Genomic DNA, 16,077 nt, shown 5'->3' with positions numbered 1-16,077 from the left:
TCGGAGAGTCAGGCTCAGAGGTCGAGATCGGCCTCGAAGTTGCCTTCTTCCAGACGTGCCTTGATGGTCTGCAGGAATCGTCCTGCATCCGCACCGTCGACCAGCTGGTGGTTGTAGGTCAACGGCAGGTACACCATGTCGCGGATGGCGATCGCCTCATCGCCGTCGGCCGTCTTCACGGCGATGGGACGGCGGACGATCGCGCCCGTGCCGATGATGCCCATCTGCGGCTGGTTGATGATCGGCGTGTCGAACAGTGCCCCGACGGAACCGATGTTGGTCACCGTGAAGGTTCCACCCGAAAGCTCGTCCGGCATGATCTTGTTGTTGCGGGTCCGGTCGGCGACATCGTCGATGGCCTTCGACAGACCTGCGACGCTGAGGTCACCGGCATCCTTGATCACGGGCACGAGCAGTCCGCGCGGGGTATCGACCGCAACGGCCAGGTGCTCGTGATCGAAGTAGGTGATCTGCTGCGACTCGAGATCGTACTGAGCGTTGACCTTCGGGTGCACCTGAAGCGCTTCGACGATGGCCTTGGCGAAGAACGGCAGGTAGGTCAGCTTCGAACCGTGCTTGGCCTGGAATGCCTCCTTATTGGCCTTGCGCAGCTTGACGACGCGAGACATATCCACTTCGATGACCTGCGTGAGCTGAGCGGAGACATCGAGTGACTCGCTCATGCGCTTGGCGATGGTCTGGCGGATACGCGAAGCCTTCTCCGTGGTGCCGCGCAGCTTCGCAGCCTCCTCGGGGATCTCGACCTTGAACGGAGCCTTCGGAGCTCCGGCCGATGCGCCGGACTGTGCCGCGGGAGCGGCAGCAGGGCCGTTCTTCGCGGCCGATTCGACATCCTGCTTGCGGATGCGACCGCCCACTCCGGTGCCGGAGACCTGCGAGAGGTCGACACCCTTCTCGCGGGCCAGACGGCGCACGAGGGGAGTGACGTAGGCAGCGTTCTCACCGACGGTGTCGGCGGCGGCAGGTGCCTGTGCAGCTGCTTCCACCGGCTCTTCGGCCTGAGCGGCCGAGGCGGACTGTGCGGATGCGGTCGCGGCCGGCTTGGGAGCCGATTCCTGCTTCGCTGCCTCCTCCTTGGGGGCTTCCTGTTTCGGAGCCTCTTCGGCGGGGGCTTCCTGCTCCGGAGCTTCCTCGGCGGGGGCCTCTTCCTTGGGCGCATCCTCAGCCGGTGCGGATTCGGCCGGGGCACCGGAACCGATGCGAGCCAGAGGCGCGCCGACCTCGACGGTATCGTCCTCTTCCGCCAAGTGAGCCTGAACGACTCCGGCAACGGGGGAGGGGACCTCGGTGTCGACCTTGTCGGTGGAGACCTCGAGGAGCGGTTCGTCGACCTCGACCTCTTCACCGACTTCCTTGAGCCAGCGGGTCACGGTGCCCTCGGTGACGGATTCGCCGAGCGCGGGCATTGTGATCTCGGTGCCTTCGGAGGATCCTGAATCCGAAGCGGCAGGTTTCGGATCCTCGGCCGGGGCCTCTTCGGCCGCCGGTGCTTCTTCGGCGGGTGCTTCTTCAGCCGGGGCCTCTGCAGGCTCCTCGGCGGGTTCCTCCGCAGGTTCCTCGTCGTGGGTTGAAGCGCCGCTGCCGTCGCCGATGTAGGCGAGGTCGCCGCCGACCTCGACCACGTCATCTTCTTCGGCCAGGATCTTCTCGAGGGTGCCTGCGTAGGGGCTCGGGATCTCAGTGTCGACCTTGTCGGTCGACACCTCGAGCAACGGCTCGTCTACCTCGACTTCTTCGCCCACTTCCTTGAGCCAGCGAGTGACAGTGCCCTCGGTGACCGACTCTCCGAGAGCCGGCATCTGAACGGAATTCGACATGAGTATTCGTCTCCTCGGATCTTATGAGTGGAAGTGCAGGGGTTTGCCGGCCAGGGCCAAGTGCGCCTCGCCGAGTGCTTCGTTCTGCGTGGGGTGCGCGTGGATGAGCTGCGCGACTTCCTCGGGGAATGCTTCCCAATTGACGATGAGCTGCGCTTCACCGGCCTGCTCGGACAGGCGAGCACCGATTCCGTGCACGCCCACGACCGGACCGTCCTTCTCGCGGATGACCTTGATCAGGCCTGTGGTGCCCAGGATCACGGACTTGCCGTTGCCGCCGAGGTTGTACTCGAGCGATTCGACCTGGTCCGCTCCGTACTTCTCTTCCGCCTGAGCGGAGGACAGTCCGACGGAGAAGATCTCCGGTTCGCAGTACGTCACGCGCGGGATGCCCGATTCGACGACCGGTGCCGGGTTGAGGCCGGCGATCTCCTCCGCGATGAAGATGCCCTGGCCGAAGGCGCGATGGGCCAGTTGGAGTCCGGGGACGATATCGCCGCAGGCGTAGATGTTGCCGACGCCGGTGTGGAGACGTTCATTGGCGAGGACGAACCCGCGATCCATCGGGATACCCTGCTCTTCGAAGCCGAAGCCCTCGGTGACTGGGCCGCGGCCGACGGCGACGAGGAGGTACTCCGCCTCGAGCGTCGAACCGTCTTCGAGAGTGACCTTGACCCCGTCGGCAGTCTCTTCGACGCCCTTGAACATGACGCCGAGCTTGAACTTGATCTTGCGCTTCTTGAAGGCGCGCTCGAGGTTCTTCGAGATGGTCTCGTCCTCGTTGGCAACGAGGTGCTTGAGGCCCTCGACGATCGTGACGTCAGCTCCGAAGGAGTTCCAAACGCTGGCGAACTCGACGCCGATGACGCCGCCGCCGAGCACGATGGCCGAGCTCGGGACCTTGTCGAGCTGGAGAGCCTCGGTGCTCGTGATCACGCGGTCGGTGACCTCGAGACCGATGGTCTTCGATGTCGAACCGGTCGAGAGCAGAACGTTCGTGCCCTTGACGGTGTGGTTGCCGTCTTCGCCGGTGACCTCGACAGTGTCTTTGCCGACGAGCTTGCCGGTGCCGAAGTAGGTGTCGATTCCGCGAGCCTTGACCAGACCCTGCAGACCCTTGTAGTTGCGGGTGATGACCCCGTCCTTGTACTCGAGCACCTTGGCGATGTCGATCCCCTTGAACTCGGCCTCGATGCCGAAGGTCTCAGAGTTCTTGGCGGTGTCGGCGACTTCTGCGGCGTGCAGAAGAGCCTTCGTCGGCACGCAGCCACGGTGCAGGCAGGTGCCTCCCACCTTGTCGCGTTCGATCAAAGCGACCTTCATGTCGAGCTCTGCGGCTCGCAGAGCAGCGGCATAGCCACCGGTTCCGCCACCCAGAACGACAAGGTCGTAGGTCAATTCGTCACTCACGGATTTCTCCTCGTAGCTGTGAATAAGCCTGCAGTACGCAGCTTTCAGTCTTATCTTTCCACTTTTCTTGCGCGGGGCGAAGAAAAACGCTGTCTGATTGGACACAGGTGGGCATCATCACGTTCACCTCGACAGCGTGTAGAACCACCGGGCTCAGGCCTTCGCCTTCGCGATTTCGATGAGGGTGCGCACCGCGGCTCCAGTCGCGGCCTTCGGCGTGTAGCCGAAGGGTGCTGAACCGTTGAAGCTCGGTCCGGCGATGTCGATATGCGCCCAGTTCGCATCCTCTCCGACGAATTCACGCAGGAACGCCGCAGCGGCGAGCATGCCGCCGGGGCGCGGTCCTGAGTTCGTGAGATCGGCGGCGGTGGAGTCGAACCCGGAGAGCATCTCCTCGGGGATCGGCATCGCCCACATCTGCTCACCGGCTACGGAAGCCGAGGCGATGACCTCTGCCCGTGCGGCCTCGGAACCCATGACACCGGAGGTGCGTTCGCCGAGGGCGACGATCTGAGCACCGGTGAGTGTGGCCACATCGATGAGCAGATCCGGGTTCTCAGCCCCCGCATCGGTGAGCGCATCCGCGAGGACGAGGCGACCCTCGGCATCGGTGTTCGTGACCTCGACGGTCTTGCCGCTGCGCATCTTCAGCACGTCGCTGGGGCGCTGTGCCGAAGACCCGGGCATGTTCTCCGCCATCGGCAGCCACGCAGTGACACGCACCGGGAGCTTGAGGTCGGCGATGCCGAAGAGCGCCTGAACGACGGCCGCGGAACCGGCCATATCGGACTTCATGTCCTCCATGCTCTTCGCCGGCTTGAGTGAGATGCCGCCGGAGTCGAAGGTGATTCCCTTGCCGACGAAGCTGAGATGGCGCTTGGCGCCGCGAGGTGCGTATTCGACCTTGACGAGGCGGGGTCCACGAGTCGAACCCTGGCCGACGCCGATGATTCCGCCGTAGCCTCCGGCCTTGAGCTCCTTCTCGCCGAGCACTGTGACCTTGAGCTTGCGGTCCTTGGCCTGGTCCTTGACGATCTCCGCGTAGGACTCCGGGTAGAGATCCAGTGGGGGAGTGTTGACGAGATCGCGAGCTCTGTTCGTCGCGGCCGCGATCACTGCGCCGGCGTCATGGGCTGCGGCGAAGGTCTTGCCCTTGGGGCCGATGATGGTGATCTCGCCCGGAGTCCCGCCTTCGCTGCGGTAGTCGAGGAAACGGTAGGTTCCGAGTCCCGCGCCCACCGTGATCGCTTCGACCTCTGTCGGAGTGGCGGCGGGCAGGGCCAGTGCGATCGACTCGACACCGTCGAGTGCACGCAGCGCCGCTCCCGCGCCGCGACGCAGCGTTTCAGCAGCTGCGGCGACATCGGAGTCATCGGGATCGCAGTCCCCGAGCCCCACGAGCAGGACGGAGTCGGCGGCGACACCCTTCGGAGCGGGAACACGAGCGGTGGATCCGGCCTTTCCGCTGAACCCGATGGCGCGAGCGGCTTCGTCGAGGGCGGTCTTCGCCGCCTTCGCCCCTTCGAGTCCGAGGACCGTCGAGTCGGCTGCCGCCAGCACCAGAACGGAGGCGGTGGCCTTCACCGGTGAGGTCGTGGAGTAGCTGCTGAGGGTGGATGCACCAGCCATGAGTTCCCTTTCAGTCGTCTTTGAACGTTGCTTCGATCCTAATGCCAAACACGCCGACTTGCTGAAGCAGTGAGTCGAGCGCCTGCTGAAGCGATGAGGGACTCTGACATATTCTTAGGTGCGTGTACTCATTGATCTTCAGACTCCTCTTCGTTCCCATGGACGCCGAACGGGCCCATCACCTCTCGTTCTCCGCGCTGCGCCTTCTTGACTCCATTCCTCTGCTCGGTCGCCTGCTCCGCGTCGTTTGTGCCCGCGACACCGTCCGGCCCGCTCAGGTGATGGGTCTGCCCTTCCCCAACCGAGTGGGCCTGGCCGCGGGGTTCGACAAGAACGGCGTGGGGGTCCGTGCTCTGTCGTCATTGGGCTTCGGACATATCGAGGTCGGCACGATCACCGCCCATGCGCAGCCGGGCAATGATCGTCCGCGGCTGTTCCGTCTGCGGAAGAATCTCGCCCTGCTCAATCGGATGGGGTTCAACAACGACGGAGCCCGGCAGGCATCGTTCAACATCGCCGCCGAACGGAGGAAGATCGAATCCCTCCCGCAGCGCCTGCGTCCAATCGTGGGCATCAACATCGGCAAGACGAAGGTCGTCGAGGCGGCCGACGCGGTGGCCGACTATGCCGCCTCGACCCGTGCGCTGGCTCCCTTGGCCGACTACCTCGTCATCAATGTCAGCTCACCGAACACTCCCGGTCTGCGCGATCTGCAGTCCGTGGGCAGCCTGGAGCCGATCATCACCGCCGTCCGCGACACCGCCGCCGAGGTGGTCGAGCGCCCGCGGTCGACGCTGGGTCATGTGCCCCTGCTGGTCAAGATCGCCCCGGATCTCGCCGACGAGGATGTGGCCGAGATCTGCGACCTCGCTCTGCGCACCGGCGTCGACGGACTCATCACGACGAACACGACGATCGATCGCGGTGTGCTGACCGGCGCCGAGGCGGAGTTCGCCGAAGGTCAGGCAGGCGGCATCTCCGGACGCCCCGTGGCCGAACGCTCTCTCGAGGTGCTGCGTCTGGTCAAGAGGCACGTGGGCGACGAGCTCACCGTCATCTCCGTCGGCGGCGTCGCGGATGCGAAAGACGCCCGGGCTCGAGTGGCCGCGGGCGCCGATCTGGTTCAGTTCTATTCGGAGATGATCTACTCCGGTCCGTTCTTCCCCGGCCGCATCGCACGCGGCCTCGAGTCGAGCCGGCTGCTCACTCGGGGTACTGGCGGCGCTTGACCTGAGGCTTGGGCATGCGCAGCGGACGCAGCTGGATGCTGCGCATGACTGCGTAGAAGGTGATGCCCCGTTCGACCTCGCCGAACTTGTTGCGCAGCCGGTTCTTGAGGATGTAGTTGAGCACGAACCCGTCGAGGACGATCAGTGCGATGAGACCCCAGACGGCGTAGGTGAAGTACTGCTGGATCTGCACCGGCTGCGTGAACGCGATGACGAGGATGAGGATCGCGGCTGGTATGAAGATCTCGCCGATCGAGAAGCGGGCATCGATGTAGTCGCGGATGTACCGGCGCTGCGGGCCCTTGTCACGGCGGGTGAGGTATTTCTCCTCGCCGTTCATCATGCCGATGCGTGCGCGGTCGCGCTCCTGCCGCTGGTGCTCCTTGGCTTGTCTGTTCGCGACTTTGCGATCCTTGTTCACCAAGGGCTGACGGCGCGCGGACTCCTGTTGGCTGCGCTTGGGCGTGGGCCGTCCCTTCTTCGCCTCCGCTTCGCGACGGGCGTCGGCTTCTGCGGAGAGGTCGTCATGGACTGGCTGAGAGGCGGAGGTTTCGTCCTCGGCGCGAGATTTTTTGTTTCCGAACACGAGATGAATACTACCTTTGGAGAATGAGCGAATCGACTTCAGCACTTGACAGTGCACAATTGCATGCCGAACTGGACACCATCTTCGACGAGGTTCTCGGCAATCTCACGGATCTCGTCGCCATCCCCTCCGTCGCCTGGCCGAGCTTCGACGCCGCGAATGTCACGGCCAGCGCCGAGGCTGTCGCGGGCTTGGCGCGTCAGCTCGGCCTCGAGACGGAGATCCTCACCGCGAAGCAGTCGGACGGCGCCGACGGATACCCGGCCGTCGTCGCCTCCGTGCCGGCGCCGGAGGGCGCCCCGACCGTCCTCCTCTACGCCCATCACGATGTGCAGCCGCCCGGCCGCGCCGAGGATTGGGACACCGAACCCTTCGTCGCCACCCGGAAGGGCGACCGCCTCTTCGGCCGTGGAGCCGCCGACGACAAGGCCGGGATCATGGTCCACCTCACGGCTCTGCGGCTGCTGGCCGACCGCCTCGGTGTCGGTGTGACGCTCTTCTTCGAAGGTGAGGAAGAAGCCGGCAGCCCGAGCTTCCGCAATTTCCTCGAGACCTACCGGGACCGCCTGCGCGCAGATGTCATCGTCGTCGCCGATTCGGGCAACTGGGCAGCGGGGACTCCGGCCCTGACGACGAGCCTGCGCGGAATGTGCGCCGTCGAATTCGAGGTCTCCACCCTCGACCACGCCGTGCATTCGGGAATGTACGGGGGAGTGGCACCGGATGCGATGCTCGCGATGACGAAGCTGCTGGCAACCCTCCATGACGACAACGGCTCCGTCGCTGTCGCCGGCCTGCACTCGAGCACAGAGACCTCCATCGACTTCGACGAGGCGACGCTGCGAACAGACTCCGGGGTGCTCGCGGAAACCGAGCTCATCGGCGCAGGCACCTTGGCCTCCCGTCTGTGGACACAGCCGTCGATCACCGTCATCGGTCTCGACATTCCCGATGTGGCGGTCTCCTCGAATACCTTGCAGTCCTCCCTAAAGGCCAAGCTCTCGATCCGACTCGCGCCCGGGGACACCCCCGCCTCGGCGGTCCGGGCCGTCGAGGAGCATCTGCGCGCGCATCTGCCCTTCGGTGCGCAGTTGAGCATCGGGGAGACCGAGGGCGGAAGCCCCTGGCAGGCCGATGAGAACGACCCTGTGGTCCGGACCGCCCGCCAGGCGCTCACCGACGCTTGGGGCACCGAATCGGTGACGATGGGCATCGGCGGATCGATCCCCTTCATCGCCGATCTGCTCGATGTGTTCCCCCGCGCATCGATCCTCGTCACGGGCGTCGAAGATCCCGACGCGAGGGCCCACAGCGCCAACGAATCGCTCTACCTGCCCGATTTCAAAGCCGCGATCGTCGCCGAAGCCCTGCTGCTGCAGCGCCTCGGCGACCACGGATGACACGAATGGGGAATAGCTTGCCGGGCACCGACGTTGTCACCGGTGTAGCCTGGGGACAGGAACGCGAAAAGGAGTAACCATGACTGTGACCGAAAAAGCAGAAGCCACCCACGAGGTGGAGCTGTCGTCGACCGCTGCCGACAAGGTCCGCAGCCTGCTGGAACAGGAAGGTCGTGACGACCTGCGCCTGCGCGTGGCTGTCCAGCCCGGCGGATGTTCCGGACTGATCTATCAGCTCTATTTCGATGAGCGCTTCCTTGACGGAGACGCGGTCCGCGACTTCGACGGCGTCGAGGTCATCGTCGACCGGATGAGCGTTCCCTACCTCAGCGGTTCGACCATCGACTTCTCCGACACCATCGAGAAGCAGGGCTTCACCATCGACAACCCCAACGCCGGGGGATCCTGCGCCTGCGGAGACTCGTTCCACTGATCAGCCTCGGCTGAGGAGGAGCGCTTCTCATGGACCTGGAGGATCTGCGTGCCGTGTCGTACACGGCAACGCAGCCCCAGGTCCTTTTGTCGTATCGGGCCGGACTCTTCCCGATGGGAGTCGGCCACGGGGGCACCGGTCGGATGGGATGGTGGGCTCCACGACGACGTGGAGTTCTGTTTCCCGGTGACCTGCGTGTGACGAAGAGCCTGCGCAAATCGATGAAGCACTTCACCTTCACCACCAACCGCGCCTTCATGCACGTCATCCGGGCATGTGCCGACCCGCGGCGGACGGGCAGCTGGATCACCGAGGACATGATCGAGCTCTACCAGGGCCTCCACGACGACGGGTGGGCGCATTCGGTCGAGGTCTGGAACGGCGATGAGCTTGTCGGCGGTCTCTACGGAGTCGCCATCGGTTCGTTCTTCGCCGGCGAATCGATGTTCCACACTCAGCGCGACGCCTCGAAGGCCGCGCTGGCCCACCTCGTCGGACTCTTCGACGGAACCGACGTCGTCAGCGGAGAAACCCGGTCCACCTCGGCGGATGCGGATACGGGACCGGGGAATTGGCTCATCGACACCCAGTGGCAGACATCACACCTCGCCACCCTCGGCGTGTCGGAGATCAGCGGCCTGGAGTACTCCGCGCACCTAGATTCCGCGCTCAGGGGCAGTGTCTGTCAGCATATTCTCAACAAATGAACATCTGCAGGTGAATTTCTACCGCGTGTAGCGGTAGTCTTATGAGTGACAGAGTAAGTACACGTCTCTCGGCCTGACCTGGAGACGCAGAACGTTGTGAAAGGCTGCACGTGGATTCTCCGAATCAGTCAGGACCGCAGCGGTCCTGGGCGAAGCGGCTCGGCATTCTGAGCGCCGTGTTGATACCGGCGTTGCTATCGGGTTGCACTAAAGAGCAGATCGCCACAGGATTTTTTCCCGTCGAATCGCAAGGCGCGACGAACCACACTGATGCCTATACAGCGCTGTGGAACGGCGGCTGGATCGCCCTTCTCATCGTGGGCCTCATCGTCTGGGGACTCATCCTGTGGGCCATGGTCGCCTACCGCCGCCGCAAGAACGATCGCGGACTGCCGGTGCAGATGCGCTACAGCATGCCGATCGAAATCCTCTTCACGGTGACTCCGGTCGTCCTCGTCCTCGGCTTCTTCTTCCAGAACGTCCAGGTCATGGAGAAGACGACGGATGACTCCACCCCTGGCGAGCAGGTCATCGAGGTCGCTGCCAAGCAGTGGGCCTGGGACTTCAACTATGAGACCGAAGACGTCTACTACGCCGGCACTCAGGTTGCCCTCGACGGCACCGAAGCCCCCGAGAAGACCGCTCCCGTCCTCTACCTCCCCGTCGACACCGACCTGGAGATCCGCCTGCACTCCCGCGACGTCCTCCACTCCTTCTGGGTCCCCGCCTTCCTCGAGAAGCGCGATATGATCCCCGGCCACGATCAGAGCCTGCATCTGCGTGCCGAGAAGGAAGGCGAGTATGTCGGCAAGTGTGCCGAGCTTTGCGGTGAGTACCACTCGGAGATGCTTTTCAACGTCAAGGTCGTGTCGAAGGAAGAATTCCAGGAGTACACGCAGTCGCTTGCCGATCAGGGCAACACAGGCCAGCTGGGACCGGAGTACGATCGCAACTGGTACCCGAAAGAAGGTGCTGAGAAATGACCGCCACGATGGATCAGGCGGCTCTTGATGCTCCGGTAGTTCCACGGAGCAAGGGCAAGATCATCGTCGACTGGATCACGTCGACGGACCATAAGACGATCGGGTACATGTACCTCATCGGCTCGTTCTTCTTCTTCTGCGTCGGCGGTGTGATGGCGCTCATCATCCGCCTCGAGCTCTTCGAGCCCGGAATGCAGATCGTTGAGACCAAGGAACAGTACAACCAGCTGTTCACCATGCACGGCACATTGATGCTGCTGATGTTCGCCACCCCGCTGTTCGCCGGCTTCGCCAACGTCATCATGCCGTTGCAGATCGGCGCTCCGGACGTGGCGTTCCCGCGGCTGAATGCCTTCGCCTTCTGGATGTACCTCTTCGGCAGCCTTGTGGCCATCTCCGGATTCCTCACCCCTCAGGGTGCGGCATCCTTCGGCTGGACCGCCTACGCGCCATTGAGCAATACGACGTTCACACCGGGCGCCGGTGGTAACTTGTGGGTCCTCGGACTCGCCCTGCAGGGCTTCGGAACCATCCTCGGCTCCGTCAACTTCATCACGACTGTGATCACCATGCGCGCCCCGGGCATGACCATGTTCCGCATGCCGATCTTCACCTGGAACGTCCTGGTCACCGGCATCCTCGTGCTCATGGCCTTCCAGCCTCTGGCTGCTGCGCTGCTGGTGCTCGGTTCCGACCGCGTCCTCGGTTCCCATGTGTTCAGCCCGGGCAACGGCGGACCGATACTCTGGCAGCACCTGTTCTGGTTCTTCGGCCATCCGGAGGTCTATGTCATTGCGCTGCCGTTCTTCGGCATCGTCACAGAGATCTTCCCGGTGTTCAGCCGCAAGCCGGTCTTCGGCTACAAGGAACTCGTCTTCGCGACAGTTGCCATCGCTGCGCTGTCGGTGACCGTGTGGGCCCACCACATGTACGTCACGGGCGTCGTGGCACTGCCGTTCTTCGCCTTCATGACGATGCTCATCGCGATTCCGACAGGTGTCAAGTTCTTCAACTGGATCGGCACGATGTGGAGAGGCTCGATCACATTCGAGACTCCCATCGTGTGGTCGATCGGCTTCCTCGCAACGTTCCTCTTCGGCGGTCTGACCGGAGTCATCCTGGCCAGCCCGGCCCTCGACCAGCATGTGTCCGACACCTACTTCGTCGTGGCGCACTTCCACTACGTCGTCTTCGGCACCGTCGTGTTCGCGATGTTCGCCGGATTCTACTTCTGGTGGCCGAAGTGGACGGGCAAGATGCTCAACGAAAAGCTCGGACACATCCACTTCTGGATGCTGTTCATCGGCTTCCACGGAACCTTCCTCGTCCAGCACTGGCTGGGTGTCGACGGAATGCCGCGTCGTTACGCCGACTACCTGCCGCAGGACGGTTTCACCTGGATGAACCAGGTGTCGACGGTCGGTTCGCTGCTGCTGGGTCTGTCCATGGTTCCGTTCTTCTGGAACGTGTGGATCACCCACCGCAATGCACCCAAGGTGACGGTCGATGACCCATGGGGCTACGGAGGATCGCTCGAATGGGCTACCTCCTGCCCGCCCCCGCGTCACAACTTCACCTCGCTGCCGCGGATCCGCTCCGAACGTCCTGCCTTCGACCTCAACCACCCCGAGCTGCTTGAATACAGCGGTCACGGTCAGGCAGAACCCCAGCTCACAGGAGACAACGCCAAATGAAGTCATCGATCTACGTCTTCAACCTCTGCGGCCTGTTCTTCATCGCAGTCGGGATCTTCTACGGCTTCTTCACCGACTTCACCGAGCTCGTCGGATTCCCGGCGTTGCTCCTCGTCGGACTGATGGCCCTGATGATCGGCGTCTACCTCTGGCTGACGGATCGACGCGTCGGTCGTCAGCCTCAGGACAACGACGACGCCGAGATCTCCGACGCCGATGCCGACTACGGTATGTTCAGCCCGTGGAGCTGGTGGCCGATCGTCAGCGCGGGAGCCGCCGCCGTCGCATTCTACGGAATCGCCATGGGTTGGTGGATCTTCCCGTTCGGTGTCGTGCTCGGCATCGTTGCTCTGGTCGGTCTCACCTACGAACACGATCGCGGCGATTTCGCCCACTGATTCAGTGATCTGATCGCCCAGCCACTGTGGCCCGGACTCAAGTCGAGTCCGGGCCACAGTGCTATTCACCGGCAGCGGACAAACCCGACACAGGTGGACAGAAATCATCGTGGGCACGTCCTCCGGTCCCTTGTCGGCGCCGGAGTGGCTGATGGACGCTTGCGTGGTCCCCTGCGGCCCATACGTACACCCGCAGGGTCGCACTTCTGCCGTTCGCAGTCGGAGCAAGCGGCGGACTGCTCTTCCGGAGCTAAAGGCGGACTGCGGTTTGGTCCAGGCTGTTCTGAACTCATCACTTTGTTCGGTGAGCATTTGAGAACATTCAGTACCAATTCGACAGAGCACACCGCGATGAAGGAGGCGTTGTGCCGACGCAATCGCCAAGATCGACATCGGGTCCACCACGGATCGCGGCGAGCGTCCACTAGGGCGGACGCAGACGCAGCCGGAGGCGACTGGAGGCTGAAGAGAGCCCTGGTGACACTCTTTCGCTGGCCAAGATGCGGCAGTGTGTCACTGTATCGTTCGGCTCATTCTCTTTCTGCCAATCTCGGGGCCGATGAGCCTCGATCGGCAGTCGAGACTTTGAGAGCAGCTATGAGGCGCAAGGCAACGGGCCAGGGGAGAGGCAGATTCCACGTCTGGGCACCGCTGAACGAACGCCCGTCTTCGTGCTCGGGCCTCCCCGAGGCGAACGGAGCAGTACGTTCAGAAGCTTGCTGCAGGCCCGTCAGCGGCCCGTCGGCAGTCTCAGACGAACTCGTGCTCGGCCAGAGCATTTTGAGACGCAGGACGTGGCTCTCATAGCCTACGGCGGGTGTTCCGATTCGCGGAGAACCAGATCGGACCGACACGGGACTATTCCGATCGAGGCGGAAGCGGCTCAATCCAGGTGGTACTGCCCCTGGCCAGCAGTTGCTGAGACCGACAGGGTCAGGTGCAGATATCCACATCAGGAGGCGGAGAACGGAGTACGCGACGGAGAGTGACGAGTGACCGCCTCTTCTGTGAATGGAGCGAGGGGCTCAGCAGTTGAACTGCTGAGCCCCTCGTATCAGGTGTGTCGGACCTGTCAGTGTCCGAGTTCCTTGTTGTTCGAACCCTCGACAGCGTCATGGTCGTGGTGCGAAGCTTCGAGCTCCTGCTTCGTCACCGGGGCCACACGATCTTCGAAGAAGAAGCGAGACAGACGTGCACGCAGCTTCTCCATCCCCGTGATCTTGCCCTCGGCATTCGGCTCGGCCGGTACGTAGGCCGGCGACTCGAACGCGGTGATCTTCCACAGCTTGTGCGGGGGAAGAGCCTCGTGACGTTCGAGGAACTCACCGTGGGGCAGACGGATGATATGGGCCGTCTCCCGTCCGTGCAGAGCGATTTCACGGTCCTTGCGCTGAAGCGCGAGGCACATGCGCTTGGTGATGATGTAACCGATGATCGGTCCGAAGAAGAACAGGAATCGGAAGATGTAGATCATGTCGTTGAGCGACATCTGGAAGAACACTGCGATGATGTCACCCGATGCAGCCGCCCACATGTTGCAGTAGAAGATGATTCCTGCAACGCCGATGGCGGTACGAGTCGGGTTGTTGCGCGGACGATCGAGGATGTGGTGCTCACGATGGTCCTTCTGCAGCCACGCCTCGAAGAACGGGTAGATGAACATGACAGCGAACACGCCGCCCATGACGATCACGGCGCTGTTGATGTTGAACGAGATCGGCCATCCGAAGATGTAGAACTCGAACCAGCCCGGGACGATGCGGAGGAACCCATCGGCCCAACCGATGTACCAGTCAGGCTGGGTACCGGCCGAGACCGGGGAGGGGTCATACGGACCGTAGTTCCAGATCGGGTTGATCGTGAACAGCGCCGAGATGAGCGAGAGCAGACCGAAGATGAGGAAGAAGAATCCTCCGCCCTTGGCTGCGAAGGTCGGCAGAACAGGTTCTCCGACGACGTTCTTCTCGGTGTTTCCGGCACCAGGGTACTGGGTGTGCTTGTGCACGACGACGAACATGAGGTGGATGCCGATGAGTGCGATGAGCAGAGCCGGCACGATCATGATGTGCAGGGTGTAGAGGCGGGCCACGATGTCGATGCCCGGGAACTCTCCACCGAAGAGGAAGAACGAGATATAGGTTCCGACGAGCGGCAGCGACTTCAGGATGCCGTCGATGATTCGCAGTCCGTTGCCCGAGAGCAGATCATCGGGGAGCGAGTAGCCGGTGAAGCCGGCCGCCATGCCCATGATGACGAGCAGAACACCGACGACCCAGTTGAGCTCACGCGGACGGCGGAAGGCACCGGTGAAGAACACGCGGAGCATGTGGACGCTCAATGCGGCGACGAAGAGCAGCGCGCCCCAGTGGTGCATCTGTCGGATGAACAGACCGCCGCGGATCTCCAGGGAGATCGCGAGTGTCGAATCATAGGCTTCGGAGATCTCGACGCCGCGCAGCGGCAGCCAGGGTCCGTCGTAGTGCAGTTCGCCCATGGCCGGCTGGAAGAAGAACGTGAGGAACGTTCCGGACAGAACGACGATGATGAAGCTGTAGAGAGCAACCTCGCCGAGCATGAACGACCAGTGGGAGGGGAAGATCTTGCGACCGAACTCGCGCACGAGGACAGATGCCCCGACGCGGGTTTCGGCGAAGTTCGCCGCCTTCCCGATGGTGGTGGTTGGCTGTGTAGTACTCATGGGTGGTTGATCTCCCAGAACGTAGGTCCGACAGGCTCAGGGAAGTCCGACTGGGCAACCAGGTAGCCTTCGCTGTCCACGGTGATGGGTAGCTGAGGAAGCGGTCGTTTGGCCGGGCCGAAGATGACCTTGCAGTGTTCCGTCACGTCGAAGGTCGACTGGTGGCAGGGGCACAGCAGGTGGTGTGTCTGGTGCTCGTACAGTGCGACGGGGCAGCCGACGTGGGTGCAGATCTTCGAGTAGGCGACGATTCCGTCGTGCGACCAGTCCTTGCGATCCGGATCCTCTTTGAGTTCCTTGGGATCGATGCGCATGAGAAGCACGGCCGCCTTGGCCTTCTCGTTCAGCGGGTGCTCGCTGGCCTCCTCGTCGCCGATGCCCGAAGGCAGGACATGGTAGGCCGAGCCGATGGTGACTTCGTCGGCCTTGATCGGACGTTCGGAATCCACCGAGGGGATTCCGCCGACGTCGCGGATGAGGCGAGTGCCCTTCTGCCAGAGCGTGTTGAACATCTTGTCGCCCGGCAGCGGACCGAGGTCGCGGAAGACGAGAACTGCCGGCAGCGGGGCGATCGCCAGAGCGGCGATGAGCGTATTGCGCAGCAGAGGACGACGGGCGATGCCCGACTCTTCCTTGGCCTGGTGGAGGATCTCGAGCGCAATCGCCTGATCCTCTTCGCTGCCGCCGATGTCATGGCGTTCGTCGATGCCCTCGTGATCGCTCATGAGGTTCTTGGCCCAGAGCACTGCACCGAAGCCGATGGAGAACATCGCGACAGCGGCACCGAGGCCGACGAACATGTTGTGAAGGCGGATGCTCTGCATCGATTCGCCCGGGGTGAACAGGAAGTACGCCACGATGAACCAGATGGTTCCGATCATCGAGAGGATGAACCAGGCGGCTACCTGTCGTTCGGCGACCTTCTCGGCGCGTGGGTCCGAGTCGGCCAGGCGCGGTTTGTGCTCGGGCAGACCTGGGTTCGTGAACCCGTTCAACTCCTCGAGCTGGCTGCCGCCGCCGGAGTGCTCTTTCGAGGTCATTGAATTCCCCGTCTATTCTCGTAATTGATGGT

The 16,077-nt window shown here is 63.1% G+C and carries 13 protein-coding genes; 7 read left to right on the top strand and 6 right to left on the bottom strand.

Annotated elements, in window-relative coordinates:
• Positions 1-14: 14 nt before the first annotated feature.
• The 3 genes from sucB to ACU4IU_RS18575 form a co-directional block, all read right to left on the bottom strand.
• Positions 15-1,838 carry a 2-oxoglutarate dehydrogenase, E2 component, dihydrolipoamide succinyltransferase gene (gene sucB / locus ACU4IU_RS18585; RefSeq protein WP_139467180.1) on the bottom strand — a complete coding sequence of 608 codons (1,824 nt, stop codon included), beginning with the start codon at positions 1,836-1,838 and terminating at the stop codon, positions 15-17.
• A 21-nt stretch (positions 1,839-1,859) separates the two neighbouring features.
• The gene (gene lpdA / locus ACU4IU_RS18580; RefSeq protein ID WP_139467181.1) at positions 1,860-3,248 is read right to left on the bottom strand and encodes a dihydrolipoyl dehydrogenase; all 1,389 of its coding nucleotides are present in this window, start codon (positions 3,246-3,248) and stop codon (positions 1,860-1,862) included.
• Positions 3,249-3,401: 153 nt separating this feature from the next.
• Positions 3,402-4,877 (bottom strand): leucyl aminopeptidase, encoded by a 1,476-nt coding sequence (locus ACU4IU_RS18575; protein WP_139467182.1) that lies wholly within the window; start codon positions 4,875-4,877, stop codon positions 3,402-3,404.
• A gap of 122 nt (positions 4,878-4,999) precedes the next feature.
• On the opposite strand from ACU4IU_RS18575, the gene ACU4IU_RS18570 reads away from it, so the two are divergent.
• Positions 5,000-6,106 carry a quinone-dependent dihydroorotate dehydrogenase gene (locus tag ACU4IU_RS18570; RefSeq protein ID WP_139467183.1) on the top strand — a complete coding sequence of 369 codons (1,107 nt, stop codon included), beginning with the start codon at positions 5,000-5,002 and terminating at the stop codon, positions 6,104-6,106.
• Here the strand turns inward: ACU4IU_RS18570 and ACU4IU_RS18565 are convergent.
• Complete coding sequence (locus ACU4IU_RS18565; RefSeq protein WP_139467184.1) at positions 6,081-6,692, bottom strand: DUF3043 domain-containing protein; 612 nt, start codon at positions 6,690-6,692, stop codon at positions 6,081-6,083. The genes ACU4IU_RS18570 and ACU4IU_RS18565 overlap by 26 nt on opposite strands.
• A gap of 23 nt (positions 6,693-6,715) precedes the next feature.
• Here ACU4IU_RS18565 and ACU4IU_RS18560 point away from each other — a divergent pair, with 23 nt between their 5' ends.
• The 6 genes from ACU4IU_RS18560 (at position 6,716) to ACU4IU_RS18535 (ending at position 12,307) form a co-directional block, all read left to right on the top strand.
• Positions 6,716-8,092, top strand: coding sequence for a dipeptidase (locus ACU4IU_RS18560; protein ID WP_259356756.1), 1,377 nt, complete (start codon positions 6,716-6,718; stop codon positions 8,090-8,092).
• Positions 8,093-8,171: 79 nt separating this feature from the next.
• On the top strand, positions 8,172-8,525 hold the full coding sequence (locus tag ACU4IU_RS18555; RefSeq protein ID WP_025778316.1) for a HesB/IscA family protein: 354 nt from the start codon (positions 8,172-8,174) through the stop codon (positions 8,523-8,525).
• Between the two features lie 29 nt (positions 8,526-8,554).
• Positions 8,555-9,232 carry a leucyl/phenylalanyl-tRNA--protein transferase gene (gene aat / locus ACU4IU_RS18550; protein WP_181270490.1) on the top strand — a complete coding sequence of 226 codons (678 nt, stop codon included), beginning with the start codon at positions 8,555-8,557 and terminating at the stop codon, positions 9,230-9,232.
• A gap of 110 nt (positions 9,233-9,342) precedes the next feature.
• Positions 9,343-10,215: an aa3-type cytochrome oxidase subunit II gene (gene ctaC, locus ACU4IU_RS18545; protein WP_139467187.1), complete on the top strand. Its 873-nt coding sequence runs from the start codon at positions 9,343-9,345 to the stop codon at positions 10,213-10,215.
• Positions 10,212-11,909 (top strand): aa3-type cytochrome oxidase subunit I, encoded by a 1,698-nt coding sequence (gene ctaD / locus ACU4IU_RS18540; RefSeq protein WP_139467188.1) that lies wholly within the window; start codon positions 10,212-10,214, stop codon positions 11,907-11,909. The genes ctaC and ctaD overlap by 4 nt, the downstream gene beginning before the upstream one ends.
• The gene (locus ACU4IU_RS18535; RefSeq protein WP_139467189.1) at positions 11,906-12,307 is read left to right on the top strand and encodes a cytochrome c oxidase subunit 4; all 402 of its coding nucleotides are present in this window, start codon (positions 11,906-11,908) and stop codon (positions 12,305-12,307) included. Before ctaD ends, ACU4IU_RS18535 begins: the two co-directional genes overlap by 4 nt.
• A gap of 1,072 nt (positions 12,308-13,379) precedes the next feature.
• On the opposite strand, the gene qcrB is transcribed toward ACU4IU_RS18535, so the two are convergent.
• Entirely contained in the window at positions 13,380-15,005 is a 1,626-nt protein-coding gene (gene qcrB, locus ACU4IU_RS18530; protein WP_139467190.1) for a cytochrome bc1 complex cytochrome b subunit, read from the bottom strand.
• Positions 15,002-16,045 (bottom strand): cytochrome bc1 complex Rieske iron-sulfur subunit, encoded by a 1,044-nt coding sequence (gene qcrA, locus ACU4IU_RS18525; protein WP_139467191.1) that lies wholly within the window; start codon positions 16,043-16,045, stop codon positions 15,002-15,004. Before qcrA ends, qcrB begins: the two co-directional genes overlap by 4 nt.
• Between the last annotated feature and the right edge of the window lie 32 nt (positions 16,046-16,077).

This window comes from Brevibacterium sp. CSND-B09 (assembly GCF_052906525.1).
The sequence above is the reverse complement of the archived record's forward strand: the minus strand, read 5'-3'. Positions and strand labels throughout refer to the sequence as shown.

Bases quoted from the DNA above. Each gene is read 5' to 3' on its own strand.
- qcrB (WP_139467190.1), bottom strand. From the start codon at position 15,005: ATGAGTACTACACAGCCAACCACCACCATCGGGAAGGCGGCGAACTTC.
- ACU4IU_RS18575 (WP_139467182.1), bottom strand. From the start codon at position 4,877: ATGGCTGGTGCATCCACCCTCAGCAGCTACTCCACGACCTCACCGGTG.
- ACU4IU_RS18535 (WP_139467189.1), top strand. From the start codon at position 11,906: ATGAAGTCATCGATCTACGTCTTCAACCTCTGCGGCCTGTTCTTCATC.
- aat (WP_181270490.1), top strand. From the start codon at position 8,555: ATGGACCTGGAGGATCTGCGTGCCGTGTCGTACACGGCAACGCAGCCC.
- ctaD (WP_139467188.1), top strand. From the start codon at position 10,212: ATGACCGCCACGATGGATCAGGCGGCTCTTGATGCTCCGGTAGTTCCA.
- ACU4IU_RS18560 (WP_259356756.1), top strand. From the start codon at position 6,716: ATGAGCGAATCGACTTCAGCACTTGACAGTGCACAATTGCATGCCGAA.
- sucB (WP_139467180.1), bottom strand. From the start codon at position 1,838: ATGTCGAATTCCGTTCAGATGCCGGCTCTCGGAGAGTCGGTCACCGAG.
- qcrA (WP_139467191.1), bottom strand. From the start codon at position 16,045: ATGACCTCGAAAGAGCACTCCGGCGGCGGCAGCCAGCTCGAGGAGTTG.
- ACU4IU_RS18555 (WP_025778316.1), top strand. From the start codon at position 8,172: ATGACTGTGACCGAAAAAGCAGAAGCCACCCACGAGGTGGAGCTGTCG.